At 72.8% G+C, this 19,664-nt stretch carries 19 protein-coding genes and 1 riboswitch; of the genes, 7 read left to right on the top strand and 12 right to left on the bottom strand.

The genetic code is table 11. The annotated features are described in order from the left end of the window. Positions 1-264: 264 nt before the first annotated feature. The 6 genes from G011_RS0107185 to thrC all read right to left on the bottom strand — a co-directional run bounded on the left by G011_RS0107185 (position 265) and on the right by thrC (position 5,282). Positions 265-1,077: an ABC transporter permease gene (locus G011_RS0107185; RefSeq protein WP_019607882.1), complete on the bottom strand. Its 813-nt coding sequence runs from the start codon at positions 1,075-1,077 to the stop codon at positions 265-267. Continuing rightward, positions 1,074-2,045 (bottom strand): daunorubicin resistance protein DrrA family ABC transporter ATP-binding protein, encoded by a 972-nt coding sequence (locus G011_RS0107180; protein WP_019607881.1) that lies wholly within the window; start codon positions 2,043-2,045, stop codon positions 1,074-1,076. Before G011_RS0107180 ends, G011_RS0107185 begins: the two co-directional genes overlap by 4 nt. A gap of 173 nt (positions 2,046-2,218) precedes the next feature. Next, positions 2,219-2,812 (bottom strand): PadR family transcriptional regulator, encoded by a 594-nt coding sequence (locus G011_RS0107175; RefSeq protein ID WP_019607880.1) that lies wholly within the window; start codon positions 2,810-2,812, stop codon positions 2,219-2,221. 101 nt (positions 2,813-2,913) lie between these two features. Beyond that, positions 2,914-3,396 (bottom strand): GNAT family N-acetyltransferase, encoded by a 483-nt coding sequence (locus tag G011_RS0107170; RefSeq protein ID WP_019607879.1) that lies wholly within the window; start codon positions 3,394-3,396, stop codon positions 2,914-2,916. A gap of 128 nt (positions 3,397-3,524) precedes the next feature. Further along, positions 3,525-3,803, bottom strand: a complete 279-nt coding sequence (locus tag G011_RS0107165) for a ubiquitin-like small modifier protein 1 (protein ID WP_019607878.1) — start codon at positions 3,801-3,803, stop codon at positions 3,525-3,527. Positions 3,804-4,022: 219 nt separating this feature from the next. Continuing rightward, entirely contained in the window at positions 4,023-5,282 is a 1,260-nt protein-coding gene (gene thrC / locus G011_RS0107160) for a threonine synthase (RefSeq protein WP_019607877.1), read from the bottom strand. 13 nt (positions 5,283-5,295) lie between these two features. Beyond that, positions 5,296-5,437, bottom strand: a riboswitch (SAM riboswitch). 283 nt (positions 5,438-5,720) lie between these two features. Here thrC and G011_RS0107155 point away from each other — a divergent pair. Further along, positions 5,721-7,157, top strand: coding sequence for a trehalose-6-phosphate synthase (locus tag G011_RS0107155; RefSeq protein ID WP_019607876.1), 1,437 nt, complete (start codon positions 5,721-5,723; stop codon positions 7,155-7,157). Positions 7,158-7,361: 204 nt separating this feature from the next. Here G011_RS0107155 and G011_RS0107150 read toward each other — a convergent pair whose 3' ends face one another. The 3 genes from G011_RS0107150 to G011_RS0107140 all read right to left on the bottom strand — a co-directional run bounded on the left by G011_RS0107150 (position 7,362) and on the right by G011_RS0107140 (position 10,422). Beyond that, the gene (locus tag G011_RS0107150; protein ID WP_019607875.1) at positions 7,362-7,958 is read right to left on the bottom strand and encodes a GrpB family protein; all 597 of its coding nucleotides are present in this window, start codon (positions 7,956-7,958) and stop codon (positions 7,362-7,364) included. Between the two features lie 207 nt (positions 7,959-8,165). Next, a complete protein-coding gene (locus G011_RS0107145) occupies positions 8,166-8,942 on the bottom strand; it encodes a class I SAM-dependent methyltransferase (RefSeq protein ID WP_019607874.1) in 777 nt (258 codons plus the stop codon). 310 nt (positions 8,943-9,252) lie between these two features. After that, positions 9,253-10,422 carry a S8 family serine peptidase gene (locus tag G011_RS0107140; RefSeq protein WP_026338102.1) on the bottom strand — a complete coding sequence of 390 codons (1,170 nt, stop codon included), beginning with the start codon at positions 10,420-10,422 and terminating at the stop codon, positions 9,253-9,255. 230 nt (positions 10,423-10,652) lie between these two features. On the opposite strand from G011_RS0107140, the gene G011_RS0107135 reads away from it, so the two are divergent. Continuing rightward, entirely contained in the window at positions 10,653-10,937 is a 285-nt protein-coding gene (locus tag G011_RS0107135; RefSeq protein WP_013155209.1) for a DUF3263 domain-containing protein, read from the top strand. A 275-nt stretch (positions 10,938-11,212) separates the two neighbouring features. Further along, positions 11,213-12,043 carry a trehalose-phosphatase gene (gene otsB, locus G011_RS0107130; RefSeq protein ID WP_019607873.1) on the top strand — a complete coding sequence of 277 codons (831 nt, stop codon included), beginning with the start codon at positions 11,213-11,215 and terminating at the stop codon, positions 12,041-12,043. A 176-nt stretch (positions 12,044-12,219) separates the two neighbouring features. Here the strand turns inward: otsB and G011_RS0107125 are convergent, their stop codons facing one another. Then, positions 12,220-13,251 carry a serine hydrolase gene (locus G011_RS0107125; protein ID WP_026338101.1) on the bottom strand — a complete coding sequence of 344 codons (1,032 nt, stop codon included), beginning with the start codon at positions 13,249-13,251 and terminating at the stop codon, positions 12,220-12,222. A 169-nt stretch (positions 13,252-13,420) separates the two neighbouring features. Between G011_RS0107125 and argJ the strand changes: the two genes are divergently transcribed. Next, complete coding sequence (gene argJ, locus G011_RS0107120) at positions 13,421-14,581, top strand: bifunctional glutamate N-acetyltransferase/amino-acid acetyltransferase ArgJ (RefSeq protein ID WP_013155212.1); 1,161 nt, start codon at positions 13,421-13,423, stop codon at positions 14,579-14,581. A 151-nt stretch (positions 14,582-14,732) separates the two neighbouring features. Here the strand turns inward: argJ and G011_RS0107115 are convergent, their stop codons facing one another. Both G011_RS0107115 and G011_RS0107110 read right to left on the bottom strand, forming a co-directional pair. Then, complete coding sequence (locus tag G011_RS0107115) at positions 14,733-15,521, bottom strand: SDR family NAD(P)-dependent oxidoreductase (protein WP_019607871.1); 789 nt, start codon at positions 15,519-15,521, stop codon at positions 14,733-14,735. A gap of 370 nt (positions 15,522-15,891) precedes the next feature. Then, positions 15,892-17,481: an MFS transporter gene (locus tag G011_RS0107110; RefSeq protein WP_019607870.1), complete on the bottom strand. Its 1,590-nt coding sequence runs from the start codon at positions 17,479-17,481 to the stop codon at positions 15,892-15,894. A gap of 170 nt (positions 17,482-17,651) precedes the next feature. Between G011_RS0107110 and G011_RS0107105 the strand changes: the two genes are divergently transcribed. From G011_RS0107105 to G011_RS0107095, 3 genes are all read left to right on the top strand, one after another. Continuing rightward, positions 17,652-18,299: a TetR/AcrR family transcriptional regulator gene (locus G011_RS0107105; protein ID WP_019607869.1), complete on the top strand. Its 648-nt coding sequence runs from the start codon at positions 17,652-17,654 to the stop codon at positions 18,297-18,299. 245 nt (positions 18,300-18,544) lie between these two features. Further along, a complete protein-coding gene (locus G011_RS0107100) occupies positions 18,545-19,105 on the top strand; it encodes a GNAT family N-acetyltransferase (RefSeq protein ID WP_019607868.1) in 561 nt (186 codons plus the stop codon). Positions 19,106-19,343: 238 nt separating this feature from the next. Continuing rightward, positions 19,344-19,583 (top strand): EF-hand domain-containing protein, encoded by a 240-nt coding sequence (locus G011_RS0107095; RefSeq protein WP_013155217.1) that lies wholly within the window; start codon positions 19,344-19,346, stop codon positions 19,581-19,583. The last annotated feature ends 81 nt before the right edge of the window (positions 19,584-19,664 follow it).

Below are 19,664 nucleotides of genomic sequence, written 5' to 3'. Positions count from 1 at the left end.
AACCAGTTCCCTTTTTAGCACTCGACCCCGGCGAGTGCAAACGATGTGGTCACGATTTCCCATCCCGGCATTTCCGCATCTACCTGCATAAACACCGTATGACATGCGGGTTTTCCGCGCTGAGCGGACGGAGCCGCGCACCGGTTCCCACCTCTCCCGGCGCGCGGCTCCGCTCCCGCTCCGGCCCTGCTCCACGGCCCCCGGCCGGGCTTCGCCCCCGGCTCCGGACGGACCCCGGCCCGACCCGCGACAGCGGCGCCCGGGTCAGGAGCTGAGGCGGCGCATCGCCCGCGACCCCCCGGCCAGAGCGGCGACCGCCAGCACCACCGCCACGGCCCAGCCGAGGGCGACCGAGGCGTCCCACTGCCCGGCGAACAGGGCGCGCTCGGCGTCCACCACGTAGGCCACCGGGTTGGCCCGCGAGAGCGCGTACAGCCACGGCGGCGCCAGCTCCATCGGCAGCAGCACGCCGGACAGCAGCATCAGCGGCATGATCAGCGTCTGCACGATGGGCGCGAACACGTAGGTCTGCTTGACCGCCAGGGCCGCCAGGTAGGACAGCGTGGCCAGCCCGGCGCCCAGGACGGCGAGCAGGAGCAGCCCCACGACGGCGCCCGCCAACGACGCCTCGAACCCGAGCGGCACCACCAGCACGAGGATGAGCGCCATCTGCGCCAGCATCATCACCACGTCGCGCAGGACCCGCCCCAGCAGCAGCGACACCCGGCTCACCGGGGTGGCCAGCAGCCGCTCGTGCGCTCCGGAGGACATCTCCGGCAGCAGCCCGAACCCGGCGAACCCGGCCGTGAACAGGCCGAGCATCACCAGCAGGCCGGGGACGAACCACTGCCACGGGTCCCGCCCCTCGGCGCCGGCCAGCCCCGTCAGCAGGGGCGCGAACAGCACCAGGTACAGCACCGGTTGCAGCATGCCGAAGAACAGCATCGGCGGCCGGTGCAGGAACGGCCGCATCTGGCGGGCGAAGACGGTCGCGGTGTCGCGCACCAGGCCCGGCCCCCGCGCCGCGGGCGCCCCGGCCGTCCCCGCCGGGGTCCCGGTCACCTCGTGGAAGCTCATGCCCCCTCCTCCCTCAGGCTGCGTCCGGTCAGGGTCAGGAACACGTCGTCCAGGGTGGGCCGCTGCACCCGGACGGAGAGCAGCGGGACCCCGGCCGCGTCCAGTCCGCGCAGCAGCTCGGGCAGCACGGTGTCCCCGCGTTCCACGCGCAGGCGCACCTCGGCGTCGCGCCCCGCGTCCGCGATCACCTCCGCGGTTCCGGCGGAGGGCGCGCGTTCGGCGATCCCGGCGGCGGTGCGCGCCTGCTCTGCGTCCGGCACGGTGAGGGTGACCAGGTCACCGGAGACCTTGCCCTTGAGCTCGTCGGCGGTGCCGTCGGCGATGACCCTGCCGTGGTCGATGACCAGGACCCTCTCGGCCATGTCGTCGGCCTCGTCGAGGTAGTGGGTGGTGAGCACGACCGTGGTGCCCGTCCGGTCGCGCAGCCGGGTGATGTGCTCCCACAGGTTGGCTCGGCTGTGCGGGTCGAGTCCGGTGGAGGGCTCGTCCAGGAACAGCAGCCCCGGCTCGTGGATGAGCCCCATGGCGATGTCGAGGCGCCTGCGCTGCCCGCCGGAGAGCTTGGTGACCTCGCGGTCGGCGGCGCCGGCCAGCTCCAGCTGGTCGAGGAGCCCGTCGGCGCGGCGGCGCGCGGTGCGCCGGTCGAGCCCGTACAGCAGCCCCTGCGTGTACAGCTCCTCCCGGGCCCGCTGGTCCTCCCCGGCGCCGTGTCCCTGGCCGACGAAGCCGATCCTGCGGCGCACCTCGGCGGGCGCGGCGCGGACGTCGTGCCCCGCGACCACGGCGGTGCCCGAGGTGGGTTCGAGCAGGGTGGTGAGCATGCGCAGCGTGGTCGACTTCCCCGCGCCGTTCGGTCCGAGCAGGGCGACCAGTTCGCCCTCCGCGACGTCGATGTCGACGCCGCGGACGGCCTGGACGACCTCCTTGCCGACCCGGAAGTCCCGGGTCAGCCCACGTGTGTGGATCATCCCTCTCCTTATTAAAACTTGAGTACGAGAGAGAGTGTGCACCACGGGACGGGATATTCAAAGTTTAATAAGTGCTCGGTCCGCGCCCCCGGGGATACGACCCGGTCGGCGGGGCCCGCGCGGACTGGGGAAGCGGAGGCGGCGGAGCCGACGGGGGCGGGAGGGCCGCCGGGTCAGCGGTCGCGGGCGACCGCCCCCGGCACCGGGGGCAGCCCGAAGGCATCGGGGCCGTCGTCGGCCATGGTGTACTCCCCGGCGCGCAGGGAGGCGACGAGTTCACGCGTCCAGCGGGCCTCGGCCCCGATCGTGCCCCGCCACAGGCCGAAGAGTTCGCGCACGTGCACGGGCTTGCCCCAGTCCTCGGAGGGTCGCAGCTCGTCCCCGGTCCTCTCCAGCAGCTCCAGGCGCTGTTCCAGCAGAGCGACGACCTCCGCGCGCGGCAGGGCGGTCATGAGGGTGACCGCCGCGAAGAGCATCGCGGGGTCCTCCCTGTGCGTCAGCCCACGGCGGATGAGGCGGTGCAGCTCGGCCTCGCCGTCCTCGGTGATCGCGTAGGAGACGCGGTCGACCACCTCGTCCCCCTCGGCCACGAACTCGCGCAGCCTGCCCTCCTGGGAGAGCTTGCGCAGGGCGTGGTAGATGGAGCCCCACTTGATGTTGGCCCAGTGCTCGGTGCCCCAGTCCAGGAGCTGACGGCCCACCCGGTACCCGTGGGCCTGCCCCTCCATGCGCACCACACCCAGGACCAACAGCCGTGTCGCCGACATCTCCACCCTCGTTCGACCGGAATCCCCTCCAGCCTACGAGCAGCGACGAGGCGGTTCGGCGAGCCCGGGGCGCGGCCGCGCCCCGGTCGGTCCCCGCACCGCTACAGCTTGCGGAAGTACCGCACGATCGGCAGCGCGGTGTAACCGGCGCGCTGGTAGGTGGCGCGGGCCGGGGCGTGACCGTCGTCGCCGCCCGTCTCGACCATGGCCACCGCCGCGCCCTGCTCCCGGATCCAGTCGGTGGCGGCCCCGGTCAGCGCCGCCCCCACGCCCCGCCCCTGGTGGTCGGGGTCGACGGCGAGCAGGTGGATCTCCCCCATGTCGTCGTCGGGGAGCATCCTGGCGGTGGCGAAGCCCGCGACCGCGCCGTCGGCCTCGGCGACCCACACGCGCTGGTCCCCGGCGTCGACGCTCCCGGCCACCTCGTCGTACTGGCTGCGCCGCCAGTCCGGGACCAGGGCCGGGTAGACCTCCTCCCCCAGGACCCGGCGCAGCGACGCGTGCACCGGTTCCCACGCGCGCAGTGCCAGAGCGATGACCGCTTCCCTGTCGGACTCCCGGAACAGCCGGATCTCGATGTCCATGCGCCCAGGCTAGGGAGCGGCGGACTCGGGCGCACCGGGTTTTCCGGGGCGCACGCGTGGGGCCCCGCGGACGGCGAAGGGGCGGCCCCGGCGCCCTGTCGCGCCGCGGCCGCCCCTCGCCACGGGGCTCAGCAGCCCCCGGCGACCGCCGGGATGATGGAGACCTGGGCGCCGTCGGCGACCTCGGTCTGCAGGCCCTTCTCGAAGCGCACGTCCTCGTCGCCGATGTAGACGTTGACGAAGCGGCGCACCTTGCCGTTGTCGTCCAGGATGCGGGCGCGGATGCCGGGGTAGTTGGCCTCCAGGTCGTCGAGGACCTCGGCCAGGGTGGCGCCCTCGGCGGAGACCTCGGCGGCGTCGTTGGTGTAGGTGCGCAGGATGGTGGGCACGCGGACGCTGGCGCTCATGGCGGACTTCCTTACTCGTGGGAGATGGCGGGTGGTCGGGGCGGCCTGGGCCTGTTCCTACGGGGCCTCGGCGGCAGAGGGGTCGTCCGGGCGCCCGAACAACGAGAGTGCCGCGCTTCGCGTCCGCCGGGGGCGGTAGCCCGCCTCGTCGCGTGGCGCCCCCGCGGGCGGCGGGCGACGGGCGGGCCGGAGCGAAGCGGAGGCCCCGGAGGGCACTGTCTAGGCCAGACCGGCGTCGGTGAAGGCGCTCAGCGACGGCTTGATCGTGGCGCTCACCCCGGCGTCGACGGCGTTCAGGGTCTTGAGCCCGTCACCGGTGTTGAGCACGACCGTCTCGGCCTTCGGGTCGAGCCTGCCCTCGCGGACGAGCTTGCGCAGCACGCCGGTGGTGACGCCGCCCGCGGTCTCGGCGAAGATGCCCTCGGTGCGGGCGAGGAGCTTGATGGAGTCGACGATCTCGTCGTCGCCCACGTGCTCCACCGATCCGCCCGTGCGCTTGGCGATGTCCAGCACGTAGGGCCCGTCGGCCGGGTTGCCGATGGCCAGCGACTTGGCGATGGTGTCGGGCTTGACCGGCTGGATGACGTCGATGCCCTTGTCCCAGGCCTGCGCGACCGGGGAGCAGCCCGTGGCCTGGGCGCCGAAGATCCGGTACGGGCGGTCCTCGACCAGGCCGAGCCTGACCAGTTCCTGGAAGCCCTTGTCGATCTTGGTGAGCTGGGAGCCGGACGCGATCGGGACGACGATCTGCTCGGGCAGGCGCCAGCCGAGCTGCTCGGCGATCTCGTAGGCCAGCGTCTTGGAGCCCTCGCCGTAGTAGGGGCGCAGGTTGACGTTGACGAAGCCCCAGCCCTCGCCCACCGGGTCGCCGATGAGCTCGGAGCAGAAGCGGTTGACGTCGTCGTAGTTGCCGTCGATGGCCACGACCTTGCCGCCGTAGACGGAGGCCATGACCACCTTGGCCTCCTCCAGCCCGGCGGGGATGAACACGCAGGACTCGAACCCGGCGCGCGCGGCGGCGGCGCCGACGGCTCCGGCCAGGTTGCCGGTGGAGGAGCAGGACAGGGTGGTGAACCCGAAGGTGCGGGCGGCCTCGACGGCGATGGCGACCACGCGGTCCTTGAAGGAGTGCGTGGGGTTGCCGGAGTCGTCCTTGACGTGGAGGGAGTCCAGGCCCAGCTCGGCCGCGAGGCGGTCGGCCCGCACCAGCGGGGTCAGGCCGGGGGCCATGTTGGGCAGCTCGGCGACGTTGGCCGGGACGGGCAGAAGGGAGCGGTAGCGCCAGATGTTCTTGGGGCCGCTCTCGATGTCGGCGCGGGTGACGGTCCCGAAGTCGTAGGCGACCTCGAGGGGGCCGAAGCAGAACTCGCAGGCGAACCGGGGGGTGAGTTCGTAGCGCTCGCCGCACTCGCGACAGGAGAGCGCGGTGCCGGGGCCGAAGGAGCGGGCGGCGGTGGGTTCGGTGGCGGCAATCGCCATGGCGAGGCGTCTCCCCTCATCTTTCCTGGCGGACACCTTGTCCCCAGGCCGGAGTTGGCACCTGTCCCAGCCGTCCCGCGGGTTCGCGGGTGTCACATGCTGGAATGGTTGCCGGGGCTTCGCAGGGCCGGTCCCTCCACCCCTCTGGATGAGCAATATGAAGTTTTGCGCTGGTCCTGTCGGATCCGCACCGCAACTGTAACGGAGGTGTCGGCCGGTTTTCCACGCCTGGTGACCCGGGTAACACGAAACGGCTCACATGGTGAGACGGTGCTGGTCCGGGCCGGGAGGGCGCACCCCCGGCGCGCTGGACGTGTGACGCGCACCCCCACTGACCCGCGCGGGGTTTGGGGCGGCTGTCGACAGGCGAGACATAGGATGCGACCCCCTTTCACCACCGCCCCACCCCGATCGCTTTTTCTCCGAGAGGACGACCACGTGGACAAGGCACAGATCCTCATCGCCTCCAACAGAGGGCCCGTGTCCTTCTCGACCGCCGACGACGGCTCGCTGGAGCATCGGCGCGGCGGGGGCGGACTGGTGTCGGGGATGATCTCGGTCGCCACCGAGATCGACAGCATCTGGGTGTGCGCCGCCCTGTCCGACGCCGACCGGCGGGCCGCGGCGGAGGCGCCGCAGGCCCGGCTGGACCAGGCCTACGACCTGGACGGCATGCGGGTCCACATGCTGGACATCCCGCGGCAGACCTTCGACGGCGCCTACACCGGGGTGGCCAACTCGACCCTGTGGTTCGTGCAGCACATGCTGTACGACACCCCCAACAAGCCGTCCTTCGGTTCGCACTTCCGGCGGACGTGGGAGGACTACACCGCCTACAACAACGCGTTCGCCGAGGCCCTGGTGGCCGGTGCCGCCGAGGGCGCCCGCGTCGCCGTGCAGGACTACCACCTGGCGCTGGTGCCGCGGATCCTGCGCGCGCGCCGCCCCGACCTGCGCATCGCGCACTTCTCGCACACCCCGTGGGCTCCCCCGGAGTACTTCCGGATGCTGCCCGGGCAGGTCGCGCGCGAGCTGCTGGAGGGCATGCTGGGCGCGGACCGGCTGGGCTTCCTCAGCCCGCGCTGGGCGGACGCCTTCCTGCGCTGCTGCGAGGAGATCCTGCGCGCGAAGGTCGACTTCGAGCGGCGCACCGTGGAGCACGGCGGCCGGGTGGTCGGGGTGGGCGTGCACGCCCTGGGCGCGGACGGGGAGGGGCTGCGCCAGAGCGCCGCCGACCCGGCCGTGGCCTCGCGCCGGAGCACCCTGGAGGAGGCGGTCGGCGACACGAGGCTGATCGTGCGGGTGGACCGCACGGAGCTGTCCAAGAACATCGTGCGGGGCCTGGAGGCCTACCGCGAGCTGCTGACCGCCCACCCCGAGTGGCGGGGTCGGGTGACCCACCTGGCGTTCGCCTACCCGAGCCGGGGCGACGTGCCGGAGTACCGCGAGTACACCGACGCGGTGCTGCGGACCGCCAAGGAGATCAACGAGGAGTTCGCGACCCCCGAGTGGACGCCCCTGATCCTGGAGGTCAACGACGACTACCCGCGTTCGCTGGCCTCGTTCCAGCTGGCCGACGTGCTGCTGGTCAACCCGGTCCGGGACGGCATGAACCTGGTGGCCAAGGAGGGCCCGGTCCTGTCGGAGCGGGACTCGGTGCTGGTGCTGTCGCACGAGGCGGGGGCGGCCGACGAGCTGGGCGGGCACGCGCTGCTGGTCAACCCCTACGACACCGTGGAGACGGCGGAGGCGCTGCACGAGGCGCTGTCGATGCCCGGTGAGGAGCGGCGCAGGCGCAGGGAGCGGCTGGCCGAGGCCGCGGTGGCGCTGCCGCCGCGCCGGTGGTTCCAGGACCAGCTGCGCTCGCTGGGCTGAGTCCGGAGGTGTCGGGGCGCGTCCGCGCGGTTTCCGCCCGCGGTCGCGCCCGCTGCTCCGCCCGCCGGGGCGCGTCCGCGCGGTCCCGGGGCCCGCGGGCGCGGATCGGCGGGTCCGGGGCCGCTGGGGCCCGGAGGCGGGGGCGCGTCCGCCGTCGGGAGACGCTACACGCCCCTGGCCGCGGCCCGGTCGGCCGGGAACCGGTCAGCCGGTGGCGCCCCTCCCGGCGTCCGCCTCGGCGAGGAGCTGGCGGATGATGTCGGTCTTGGCGTCGGCGTAGTCCTGGATGCGGTCCCAGGTCCGCCCGACCAGCTCGCGCTTGACCGCCGTGTAGCGTTCGCGCGCGCCGGCGTCGGCGATGAGGTGGTCGCGGAAGCGGCGCATGCGCTCGGCCTCCTCGCACCCCCGGCTGAACACGTGCAGGTTGAGGTTGACCTCGGTGCCCTTGAACACCCGGTGTTCGTACCAGTCGGGCTCCCTGATCACCAGGGGGTAGCCGGCGGCTTCGAGGTCGGGCAGGTAGGCGGCCTCGTCCGAGGAGTCGGCGACGAGGAGCAGCAGGTCCACGCAGGGTTTGGCGGCGAGGCCGGGCACGGCAGTGGAGCCGACGTGCTCGAAGAGCAGCACGCGGTCGCCGAGGGCGGCGCGGACCCTCCCGTCCTCGCGCCGGAACAGGTAGGGCCACTTGGGGTCGTACTCGGAGAGGCGGACGCGCCCGTTGACGAGGTTGCGGAACTCGGGCGCGATCCCGGCCCGCGGCTCGCCCCGAGAGGGCAGAGGAGACGCTTCGAGGGGTGACATTCTCCAAAGCCTTGTCCCCTCGGGTGTCCGCGTCAAGCCCGTCCGGCGTTGCTTACATATGCACGCGCGGACGCGGCGTGACAGAACGTCGGGGGTCCGTGACGTGCGGCGACCACGCACCGTGTCCGGTGTCCGGTTCCGGTCGGGGAGGCGCACGGCGCGCCCGCCGGGCCCCGGCCGACGGGCGGGGCCGTACGGCCCCGGTTCCTAGTCGGGGACCGACACCACCAGCACCAGCGAACCCTCCAGCTCGGGCACCCCCCTCAGGTGTCCGAACCGGCGGTCCCAGGTCCCGTCGGCCAGGTCCCGGGACAGGTGGGCGGTGAACCGCTCGTGCACCGCCTCGTCCACGAAGCTCCACGACGAGCAGGACAGGCGCGCGCCCACCTCCAGCAGGCCCTCCGGCCGCCCGTAGTAGGCCTCGTTGAACCCGTCGGAGCAGTCCAGGGGCACGGGGACGGGCACGACGCTGGTGGCGCCGCCCAGCCCCGCGGCCAGGTCGGCGATCGCCGGGTAGCGGCGGGCCTCGGTGTCCAGGACCTCGGGCGCGTACTCGTGGAGCCAGAAGTCGCACACCAGGTCCGGGTCGCAGGTGAGCACGGCCACGGGGCCCGCGGTGACCCGCCGGGCCTCGGCCAGCCCGGCCTCCAGGTCGCGCCACTGGTGGACGCTGAACGTGGTCATCGCGGCGTCGAAGGCCCCGTCGGGGAAGGGGAGGCTCTCGGCGACCGCGTCGAGCGCCGCGGGCAGGGTGTCCGGGCGTTTGGCCCGCATGCTGGCGGAGGGCTCCACCGGGGTGACCTCGCGGTCGAGGGGTTCGTAGGAGCCCGCGCCCGCACCGATGTTGAGGACCGTGCGCGCGTCACCGAGCGCGCGGTGCACGGCGGCCGCGATCCGCGGGTCGGGGCGGCGGTGGTCGGTGTAGGTGCGGGCGATGACACCGTAGTCGGCGTCGCCAGCACTGCCGTCGGCCATGCGCGTCATATGCTCTCCGCCCTGTCGTGGGCGCGCCCGCGGCGGGGCGCCCGGCGGTGAGGACGCTATCCGCCGGGCGGAGCCGGACGCCAGTGCTTAACGGCCCCGTCATCCACACAGGGGGTGTGAGCGGTACCACACCGGTGGTGCCGTGCACCCGCCGGTTACGGCGCGTCCGGAACCGGAACCGGGGGTGTGGCAGGGCGTCCGGAACCGGGGCGTCCCGGCGGGAGAGGGGAACCGAGGGCCCGGAACAGGAGCCGTCCGCGCCCTCCCCCCGAGGGGCGGGCACGGACGGCTCCTGTCGCTCAGCCGCGGCTCAGTTGCCGCGCGTCTTGCGGCGGCGTCCGCCCTTGCGGCGGCGGTTGGCGGGCGCGGCCTCGGCGGCGCGCTCGGCGGCGATCTCCTCGTCCTGCTCTCGGCGCTCGGCCTTCACTCCGTAGGGGTCGGCGGTGGATCGGCGCACCCACAGGACCAGGATGAGCACGCCCAGGACCACCACGGCGCCGACGGTGACGAACCACGCCCACACGGGCACCAGCCCCGACTGGTCGCCCCGCCCGGCCAGGTCCTCGTCGATGAGCGGGATGTCCTGGGCGACGCCGGACGCCTGCTGCTCCGCGCTGGGCAGGTGCAGCGCGGGCAGGCCGTCGGGGCCGGGCTGGGAGCCGTCCACCAGGGCGTCGCGGACCTGGTCGGGCCGCAGCTGCGGGTGCTCCGCGCGCATCAGGGCGGCGGCCCCGGCGACCATCGCGGCGGCGTAGGGAGCCCCGGTCACCTCGGCCTGGCCCGGTTCCGGTCCCGCCGTGACCAGGTCGGCCCCGGGGGCGGTCAGCGCGATCATCCCGGCCCCGGGCGCGTCCTGGATGAGGGCTCCGTCCTGGTCGGTCCCCGCGACGGTGAGCACGTTGGGGTCCTCGTCCTCCCCCGCCGGGCCGACGACCAGCGCGCCGTTGGAGGAGGCCTCCTGGGTGGCCTCGGCGAGGCCGGGTCCGGCGGGCTCGGGCAGCAGGATGACCTGTGCGCCCTCCTGGGAGGCGAACCGCACGGCCTCGGCGAGCTGGTCCCCCGTGGGCAGCACGAGCACGGTGGCCTCGGGCGCCACGCCCAGGACGCCGCCGTCGGCGTCCCTGCCGTACCCGTGGGCCGCGACCAGTCCGGCCGCGGCGTTGCCCTGCTCGACGTCGCCGTCGTTCTCACCGAACCGCGTGTCCAGCTGGACGTTGTCGACCAGGTCCGGGTGCCCCTCGTCGACGGAGACGCCCGGGAGCGCGACCGTGGCGCCCTGACCCTGGTTCTCCTCCCACAGCTGCGGCGCTCCCACGGCCTGGAGTCCCCACTGCTCGGGCCGGTAGTCGGGGATCAGGTCCGCCGCGACCGGGGCCGCGGTCAGACCGAGGACGGCGGCGGTGGCGGCCGCGAAGACCGCGCTGGCCCCGCCACGGGCGCGGCGTGTGTGTATCCTGTTGCGGCTGTTGCCCCCGAGCACGTCAGGCTCCCTCGAACGATGCGGTCGACGTTCCACGCGGCCCTGGCCGGACCCCGGCAATTCTGTCACGTGCACAGGATTCAGGCGTGTACAAGTGGCCTGAGGGGTAGAGAACGTAACTGTATCCCTGGTGCCAGTCCTGCGGTTTCGGCTCCTCATCCGGCATGTCGAGTCGCTAGCATGAGTCGGGCCGATCCGGACAAACCAATTTCCCGTCCAGGGGGTGTCCCATGCCGAATATCGGTCCGACCGAAGACGGTCAGTCGGCCCTCGCCGAGCGCGAGCAGCGCATCCTCGCCTTCGAACGCCAGTGGTGGAAGTTCGAGGGCTCCAAGGAACAGGCGATCCGCGACGAGTTCGGGTTCTCCGCGACCCGCTACTACCAGCTGCTGAACGGGCTGGTGGAACGGCCGGAGGCCCTCGCCTTCGACCCGATGACCGTCAAGCGGCTGCGTCGGCTGCGCGCCGACCGCCGCCGTCAACGCAACGCACGCCAGCTGGGCATCCAGCTCTGACGTTTCCCGTATCCCTCTTCTTCTTTGGGTCTTTCCTACCCACCACGCGCCCCGGTGACGACACCCGCGGTCCCGTCGGCGCCCTCCGCCCGGGCCACCCCCGCGGCGGGGAGCGGCAGCACCGTCCCACGAGGCCGACCGCGCGCCCGACACAGCACGGACATCCGTTGAAACAACCGTCACACACGTGGTGGAGTCCCGTCGGCGCGGGGACGCGTCGGTAGTCTGGCGGTCCCGCCCGGCCCGCATCAGCGACCCCACCGGAAAGGCCCTCCATGTCCCTGCCCCAACCCAGCACGGACGCCGGACGCACCGCGCTCGACGCCTTCCTCTCCGCACCCGAGCGGGCGCTGGCCGCCTTCGACTTCGACGGCACGCTCGCGCCCATCGTCGCCGACCCGCGCACGTCCACCCCCTACCCGGGGATCGTGGACGTGCTCGCCGACCTGGCCGGGCTCCTGGGCTCGGTCGCCGTGGTCACCGGCCGCCCCGCCGAGACGGCGGTGCGGCTGGGCGGCCTGGACCGGGTGCCCGGCATCACCGTGCTGGGCCACTACGGCGCCGAACGCTGGGAGGGCGGGCGTGTGGCCGCGGCGCCCGCACCGCCCGGCGTGGCGGTGGTGCGCGAGGAGTTGCCCGGCCTGCTCGACGACCTGGGCGCCCCGGAGGGCACCTGGATCGAGGACAAGGGGCGCTCGCTGGCGGTGCACACCCGGCGCACCGCCGACCCGGACGGCGCGCTCGCCCTGCTCACGCCCTCCCTGAGCGAACTGGCGCGGCGGTCGGACCTGCAGGTGGAACCTGGCCGGATGGTGGTCGAGCTCCGTCCACAGGGTGTGGACAAGGGCGCGGCGCTCACCGCGCTCGTCGCCGAGACGGGCCCGCGCGCGGTGCTCTACGCCGGTGACGACCTCGGCGACCTGCCCGCGTTCGACGCCGTGGTGGGCCTGCGGTCCCAGGGCGTCGAGGGCCTGAACGTGTGCTCCTCCTCGGACGAGGTCACCGCCGTGGCCGAGGCCGCCGACCTGGTCGTCCCGGGCCCCGCGGGGCTGGCCGACCTCCTGGGCTCGCTCGCCGGGGCGATCCGCGACGCCTCGGGGGCGTGACGTCCCCGGGACGTGACGCCTTCGGGCGGGAGCCCGCCGGGACGTGACGCGCGCACGCGTTGACCGAAAACGCGGGCGGTGCGGTGTGTGGGGTTTCCCTGCCGACGCAGCCGCCCCGGCCCCGGTCCGCCGCGTGGGTGCGCTCCCAACGCCCGCGTGCGCCGTCGCCGCCCGTCTCAGGACGAGGACTCGTGCGCCTGCGGCGTGAGCGCCGACCGCGCGGCCGACCGCAGGTCCACCAGCCCGGTCCGGTCGCGCCCGTAGTGCACGGCGTTGGTGAGCACGCCCACGTACCGGCCGCTCTGCGGGTGCATGAACAGGCTCGTCCCGGTGAAACCGTTGTGGTAGACCACCCCCTCCGGGGTGACCAGCCAGCCCAGGCCGCGCCACAGCCTCGCCCCCGCGTCCACGTGCGGCTGCCAGCTCGCGCGCACGTAGGAGGACGGCACCGGTCCCTGGCCCCCGTCGTGCATCCGCAGGATCTCCCGGGTGAACGCGCCGAGGTCGATGGCGGTGCTGAACACCCCGGCGTGCCCCGCCACGCCTCCCATCAGCGCGGCCGCCTCGTCGTGCACCACCCCCCAGGTGGGGGCGGCTCCGGGGATGCGGCGTTCGGTGGGCGCCACACCGGGCGAACGCGGCAGGGGGCCGAATGCGGTGGAGCGCATGCCCATCTGCTCCCACAGATCGCGGGACAGCCGGTCCAGGCCCGTGCCGTAGAGGCGTTCCAGGAGCATGCCGAGCAGGATGAACCCGCGGTCGACGTAGGCGTAACCGGGTTCCTCCAACGGGTCGGCGAGGATGGCCTCCGCGAGGTCCTGGTCGGTGCCCACGTATCTCTCCAGCCAGGTCACCGGGTTGAGGCGGCCGGTGTGGGTGAGGATCTGCCGTGTGGTGACCTCCGCACCGGGCAGGTGGCCCACGTCCAGGTACTCCGACATCGGGGCGTCCAGGTCCATGATCCCCTCGGCGACCGCCTGGCCGACCAGCGGCCAGGTCGCCATGACCTTCGTCAGGCTGGCGACGTCGTAGGCCACGTCCGGGGCGGTGTCGTGCTCGCCGTCGATGCGGCCGACGGCGACGAACTCCCACATGCCGCCGGTGCCGATCACGGCGGCCCCGCCGGGCAGCCACCCGGCGTCCACCATCACCTTCAGAACGCCCCGAATCCGCGCCCCTGTCTCCGTGAGCCAGTCACCATCACGCACAACACGCCTCCCCCCGGGTGGTCTCGTCTTCCGGCGATACCCCGTTATCAGGTTGTTGTCACACGGGTTCCGGAGGTGCACAGGACGAAACCCCCGCAGGTCGCAGCCGTAATGAGGGTCGCGGCGCACGGCGGAGTAGTCTGGCGCCGGAGAAGCCCCGAGGAGGACGATGAGCAGCCAGACCCCCGTGCCCGCAGGTTTCCGCGGCGTGGCCGGAAACATCGGGATCAAGGACCCCAACGACGACTTCTTCGCGGTGGTGTCGGAGGTCCCCGCCCGCGTGTCCGCCGTGTTCACCCGGTCGCGGTTCGCCGGACCCAGCGTGCTGCTCAGCCGCCGCTCGGCGGCCGACGGCAGCGCGCGGGGGGTCGCGGTGATCGCCCGCAACGCCAACGTGGCCACGGGCAGGGTCGGCGACAGCCACGCCCACGAACTCCAGGAGCGCGTGGCGCGGGCCGCGGGGGTGCCGCCCGAGGAGGTGCTGGTCGCCTCCACCGGCGTGATCGGCCGCCCGTACCCGATCGAGAAGGTGCGCGCCTACCTGGACGCGCTGCCCGAGGAGTTCCCCCCGGCGGACCTGGACCGCTCGGCCGCGGCGATGATGACCACCGACACCCGGCCCAAGACCGCCTCGGCGACGGTGGGCGGGGCGACGCTGACGGGCATCGCCAAGGGAGTCGGCATGATCGAGCCGAACATGGCGACCATGCTGGCCTGGTTCTTCACCGACGCCGAGCTGGAGCAGCCGGTGCTGGACGAGGTGTTCCGTCGGGTGGTGGACCGCACGTTCAACGCGTTGAGCATCGACACCGACACCTCCACCAGCGACTCGGCGGCGGTGTTCGCCAACGGGCTGGCCGGGCCGGTGGACGTGGCGGAGTTCGAGGCGGCGCTGCATGAGGTGGCCCTGAAGCTGGTGCGGATGATCGCCTCCGACGGCGAGGGCGCCAGCAAGCTGATCGAGGTGCGCGTGACCGGCGCGCGCGACGACGCCCAGGCCAAGCGGGTGGCCAAGGCCGTGGTGAACTCCCCGCTGGTGAAGACCGCCGTGCACGGCGCGGACCCCAACTGGGGCCGGGTGACGATGGCGGTCGGCAAGTGCGAGGAGGAGACCGACATCCTCCCCGACAACGTGCGGATCTCCTTCGGTGACGTGGAGACCTACCCGGCGGAGGCCACGGACGAGGTGCTGGAGCGCGCCGCCCAGCACATGAAGGGCGACGAGGTGGTGATCGGCGTCGGCCTGGGCATCGCCGACGGCGCCTTCACGGTCTACGGGTGCGACCTGACCGAGGGGTACATCCGGATCAACGCCGACTACACGACCTGAGCCACCGGTCCGGGCCCGGAGGGGTTTCGGACAGCCAGGTCGGCCGGTCGCGGTCGGCGGCACCGTGCACAGCGGAGGCGGCCCCACCCTTGTCCGCAGGGGTGGGGCCGCCTCTTCCTTCGCGGTTTCCCGGATACTCCCGCGCCACGGGTCAGTGCACGCTGAGCCCGCCGTCGGCGGCCAGCGTCTGCCCGGTGACGAAGGCGGAGGCGTCCGAGGCGAGGAAGACCGCCAGACCGGCGAAGTCGCGGGGGAGGCCGTTGCGGCCGACCATGGTGCGGGCCGCGAGTTCCTCCTCGCGGCCGGGCACCGCGACCGTGTGCATCGTCATCGGCGTGACCACGAAACCGGGAATGATGGTGTTGGCGGTGACGCCGTGGGGCGACCACGCCTCGGCCTGGGAGCGTGAGAGCCCGCCGACGGCGGCCTTGCTGACGCCGTACACCCCCGAGTTGCCGAACGCGCTCCACGTCTGCTGGGAGCCGATGTTGAGGATCCGGCCCCAGCCCCGCTCGGCCATCCGCGGCCCGCACGCCTGGCCCAGCAGGTACGGCGCGGTGAGGTTGACCGCCAGTGTCTCCTCCCAGACCTCCTCCGACGTCTCCCCCAGCGGGGGCCGGTGGTTGACCGCGGCCGAGGTCACCAGGATGTCCGCCCCCGTCACCGGTTCACTCGCGCAGAGCTCACCGAGCGCGTCGCGGTCGGCCAGGTCGACCGGGCTGGTGCCGACCTCGATGCCCCGGGCGGCGAACTCCTCCGCCGTCTGGGCCAGGCGTCCGGCGTCGCGGGCCACCAGGTGCACGCTCGCCCCGGCGCGGCCGAGGGCCTCGGCGACGCCGCGGCCGATGCCCGAGTTCCCTCCCGTCACGAGGGCACGGCGGCCGGTGAGTCCGAACAGTTCGTCCAGATAGGCCCGGTGCCGGCCGGTGCGGTCGCTCAAGAGAAGCCCCCTGTCGGGTCGTACGAATGGCAAGTCGGCGCAGACCGCCGCTCCGCGAAGTCTGCCGCCCGGGAACGCGCACGTCGGAGGCGGCCCCACCCTTGTTCACAGAGGGTAGTGCCGCCTCGCCTTTCGCGGTTTCCTGGATACAGGGGCCCACGGCCTCCAGTGGCATGGGCGTGCCCAGAGCCCGGAGAGCCGCCGGCGTGCCCGCGAACCCGTGCTGCATCGACGCGCCCGGGGCCCGAGGAGGCGCCCCGGCGGGCCCAGTGCCAGGTTCGGCGTCTGCGCAGACCCGATCCAGCGTCTCCACAGGTACGGCCCGGTCCGGCCCGGCGATTCCGCGCGCAGGACCGGACCCCGCTCCCGGCTAGATGTGGACGGCCGGGCCGTCGGTCATCCTGCCCGAGCGCATGAACAGCGACAGCACCGCGGCGACCAGCATCACCGCCGCCGCGATAGTGAAGGCGAGTTGCAGCCCTTCCATGAACGCCAGGTTGCTGGCCCCGGTCACGGCCGCCACGACCTCCGGGGTCGCGCCCTCGGGCAGCACCGCGCCGCCCTGCGCCACGACGCTCTGCATGCCCGCCAACTCCTCGGCGGCGGGTTCGGCCAGCCCCGCGGCGGCGAAGTGACCGGGCAGGGTGGCGACGATGGTCGCGGACATGACCGCGCCCAGGACCGCCGTGCCGAGCGAGCCGCCCAGCTGCATGGCGGCCTGCTGCACCGCCGAGGCCACACCGGCGTAGCGCACGGGCGCGTTGCCGATGATGGCCGCCGTGGCACCGGTCATGATCAGGCTCAGGCCCATGCCGAGCAGGACGAACGCGGCCGAGATGTAGAGCACTCCCGTGTCGGTCCGCAGCAGCGACAGCATGAACATGCCCGCCGACGCCAGCAGCAGACCCACCGTCGTGGGCGGCCGGGCGCCGACCCGGTCCAGGACCCGGCCCGCGATCGGCGAGGTGACCGCCATCAGCGCGGTCATGGAGATGAGCTGGAGGCCGGTCTGGGCGGGGCTCATGCCCCGCACGCCCTGGAGGTAGAAGGTGATGAAGAACAGCGACCCCATCAGGCTCAGCGCCATCGCGACCGTCAGGACGGCGCCGATGGAGACCGAGGGGTTGGCGAACAGGGCGAGCGGGAGCAGGGGCTGTTCCGGACGCCGCTCCCACACCAGGAAGGCCACGGCGAAGACCGCCGTGACGGCGAGCGAACCCAGTGTGACGGGGTGGCCCCAGCCCACGCTGGGCGCCTCCACCAGGGCCCACACCAGGGCGAAGATGGCGATGCTCAGCAGCACGATGCCGGGCACGTCCATCCGGCTTCCGGCGTCGGTCGGCTTGTTGGCGGCCAGCAGCCACAGGCCGAGTCCGAGGGCGACCGCGCCCACCGGGACGTTGATGTAGAAGACGGACTCCCAGCCGAAGGAGCCGACCAGTACGCCGCCCAGGATGGGGCCGCCCGCCGTGGCGGCGCCGATGAGGCTGCCGAAGACGCCGAAGGCCCGGCCGAGCTTGCTGGGCGGGAAGCTGGCGCGCAGCAGGCCCATCGCCGAGGGCAGGAGCAGCGCGCCGAAAATCCCTTGCAGCACCCGGAAGGCGACGAGCATGATGACACCGGCCGACAGCGCGATCGCCACCGAGCTGAGCACGAAGCCGACCGCGCCCACGAGGTAGGTGTTGCGGTAGCCGAAGCGGTCGCCGATCTTGCCCGCCGTGATCAGGAAGACCGCCAGGCCGAGCAGGTAACCGTGGGTCACCCACTGGAGTTCGGCCAGCGAGGCGCCCAGGCTCGTGCCGATCGCGGGGTTGGCGACGGCCACGATGGTGCCGTCCAGCGCCACCATCATCACGCCGAAGGCGATGGCGACCAGGGTCGCCCAGGGGCTCTCCGTCCAGCGCTGCTTCCGCTCCGTATCCGTCTCCGGAGCAGCCTTCGGGACGGTCTGTGCGGTCATGGTTCCCCCTGCGTGCCGGTGCCGATGTCGTCGTCCGCATGATTATGTCTGCCGCTGACTCTTTGCAGCAAGTGCGTTTTGTCAGCCACTGACGTAATCTGTTTCACACGGTATCCTCGGTCGACAGAGCCGGAATCAGCGGGCAGAGCCAACACGCGGGAGGCACGTCCATGAGCACGACGAGCGCCGAACCGGAGGAGCAGCTCGGGCTGCGCGAGCGCAAGAAGGCCCGGATGCGCGAGTCCCTCATGGAGTCGGCGCTGCGCCTGTTCCACGAGAACGGTTACCAGCGGACGACGACAGAGGAGATCGCCTCCTGCGTCGGGGTCTCCCAGCGCACGTTCTTCCGCTACTTCGGCTCCAAGGAGGACGTGGTCCTGGAGGCGGTCGAGGACCTCGACGAGCAGCTGTTCGCGGCCCTACTGGCCCGCCCCGCCGAGGAGTCGCCGTTCACCGCGCTGCGCAACGCGATGCTCGACCACTGGGCCTACCTCGAACGCGAGATGCTCCACCTCCGGGGCAGCGCCATGGGACTGGTGTCCGAGAGCCCCGAGCTGATCGAGGTCAACATGCGCTACTGCCACCGCAGGCAGGAGCGGCTGGCCCGGGCGCTGGGCGAGCGCACCGGCGTGGATCCGGTCACCGACCCCCGCCCGGGAGTCCTGGCCTCGGTGTTCCTGTCCGTGCTCAACAGCGGCCACCAGGCGTGGTGCGCGTCCGGCTCCAGCGACGTGGAGAATCTGGTCCAGGCGTTCCTCGACCGGTTCGACCTGGTGCCCGAGGTGGTCGGCGGCCACTGGGAGGACCCGCGCGGCTGAGCGGCTGCCCGACCCCGCGGACCCTCCCTTGCTTCACACGGGGAGCTCCAGCCGTACAGGACGCACCGGGTCCCGGAGTCCGTCGGACCCACCCGCCGGAGAACCGGTCGTGCCGCAAGGCGCTGCCGTGTCGGAAGGCGGTTGCGGCCGGCAGGCCGCCGACCGCGACCCGAGGCGGAGTCCGACGACACCGCCATGGGATGATCCCGTCCACCATGTGTACGGATCGGTTATGGAGGTCGGCGATGTTCGCGTTGCCCCTGGATGCGGACGGCGCGGAACTGCGCCCGCTCGAACCCCGGCACGCCCAGGAGTTCCTGGCCAACATCGACCGGGGGCGCGAGTTCATCGGACGCTACATCGCGCTCCCGGACGTCATCGTGGACCTGGAGTCGAGCCGGTCCTACCTGCGCTCGTACGCGGAGAAGGCCGCCACCGACACCGGAGGGATCTACGGCATCTGGTCGGGCGACAAGCTGCTCGGCGGCGTCCTCTTCCGCACGATGGACCTCAAGCACGGCACCGCCGAGGCGGGCTGCTGGCTGGAACCGTCAGCCGTGGGACGAGGGCTGGTGACCAGGGCCGCGCGGCGGATCATCGACTGGGCCGTCGAGGAGCGGGGCGTCCACCGGGTGGAGTGGCACGCCTCGTCAGCGAACGAGGCCAGCATCGCCGTGGCCCGGCGGCTCGGGATGACGCGGGACGGCGTGCTGCGGGAGAGCTACGTCTACCGGGGCGAGCGCCACGACATGGAGGTCTGGTCGGTGCTCGCGCCGGAGTGGCGCGCGCAGCGCCAGTCCTCCTGACGCTCGCGCCCGAGGCGGTTCGGAGGCGGCTCAGCAGCAGCGGCTTCCTCATCCGCCGGGGCGCGGACCAGCGGGGCGCGGGCGGCCCGGCGGACCGGAGAAGCAGGTGCGCGCCACCGCGGAGACGGCATCCGGGAACTCAGGCGGCGGAGCGGCCCCTTCCGGTGGGACGATGGGCACACGTACCGCCGACGGTCACATCCCGGCCGATCCCACGAACGAAGAAGAGCACACCACCATGCCCGAGAAGTTTCTGCCCAGCACCACGACCGAGCAGGAAGCACGCGACCTGTTCACCCGGCTCGACACGGACCAGGACGGCTCCATCAACATCCACGAGTGGCTGGTGTACGCCGAGCGGGATCTGGGACTCGACCGCATGAGCGCGCTGCACGCCTTCGCCCTCGACGTCGACACCGACCACGACCTGCTCATCAGCCAGGACGAGTTCGTCCGGATCGGCACACAGGGGGCCTGAGGGCCCGACGCCCCGTGTCGTCCCCGCGTACTGGACGCGCGCCGGCCCCCGAGCGCGCGGACTCCTGAGGCCCCGGGGCCG

The sequence above is a fragment of the Nocardiopsis sp. CNS-639 genome (genome assembly GCF_000381685.1).
GTDB lineage: Bacteria > Actinomycetota > Actinomycetes > Streptosporangiales > Streptosporangiaceae > Nocardiopsis > Nocardiopsis dassonvillei.
Note: the sequence above shows the minus strand (reverse complement) of the source record. Positions and strands in the feature narration are given on the sequence as shown.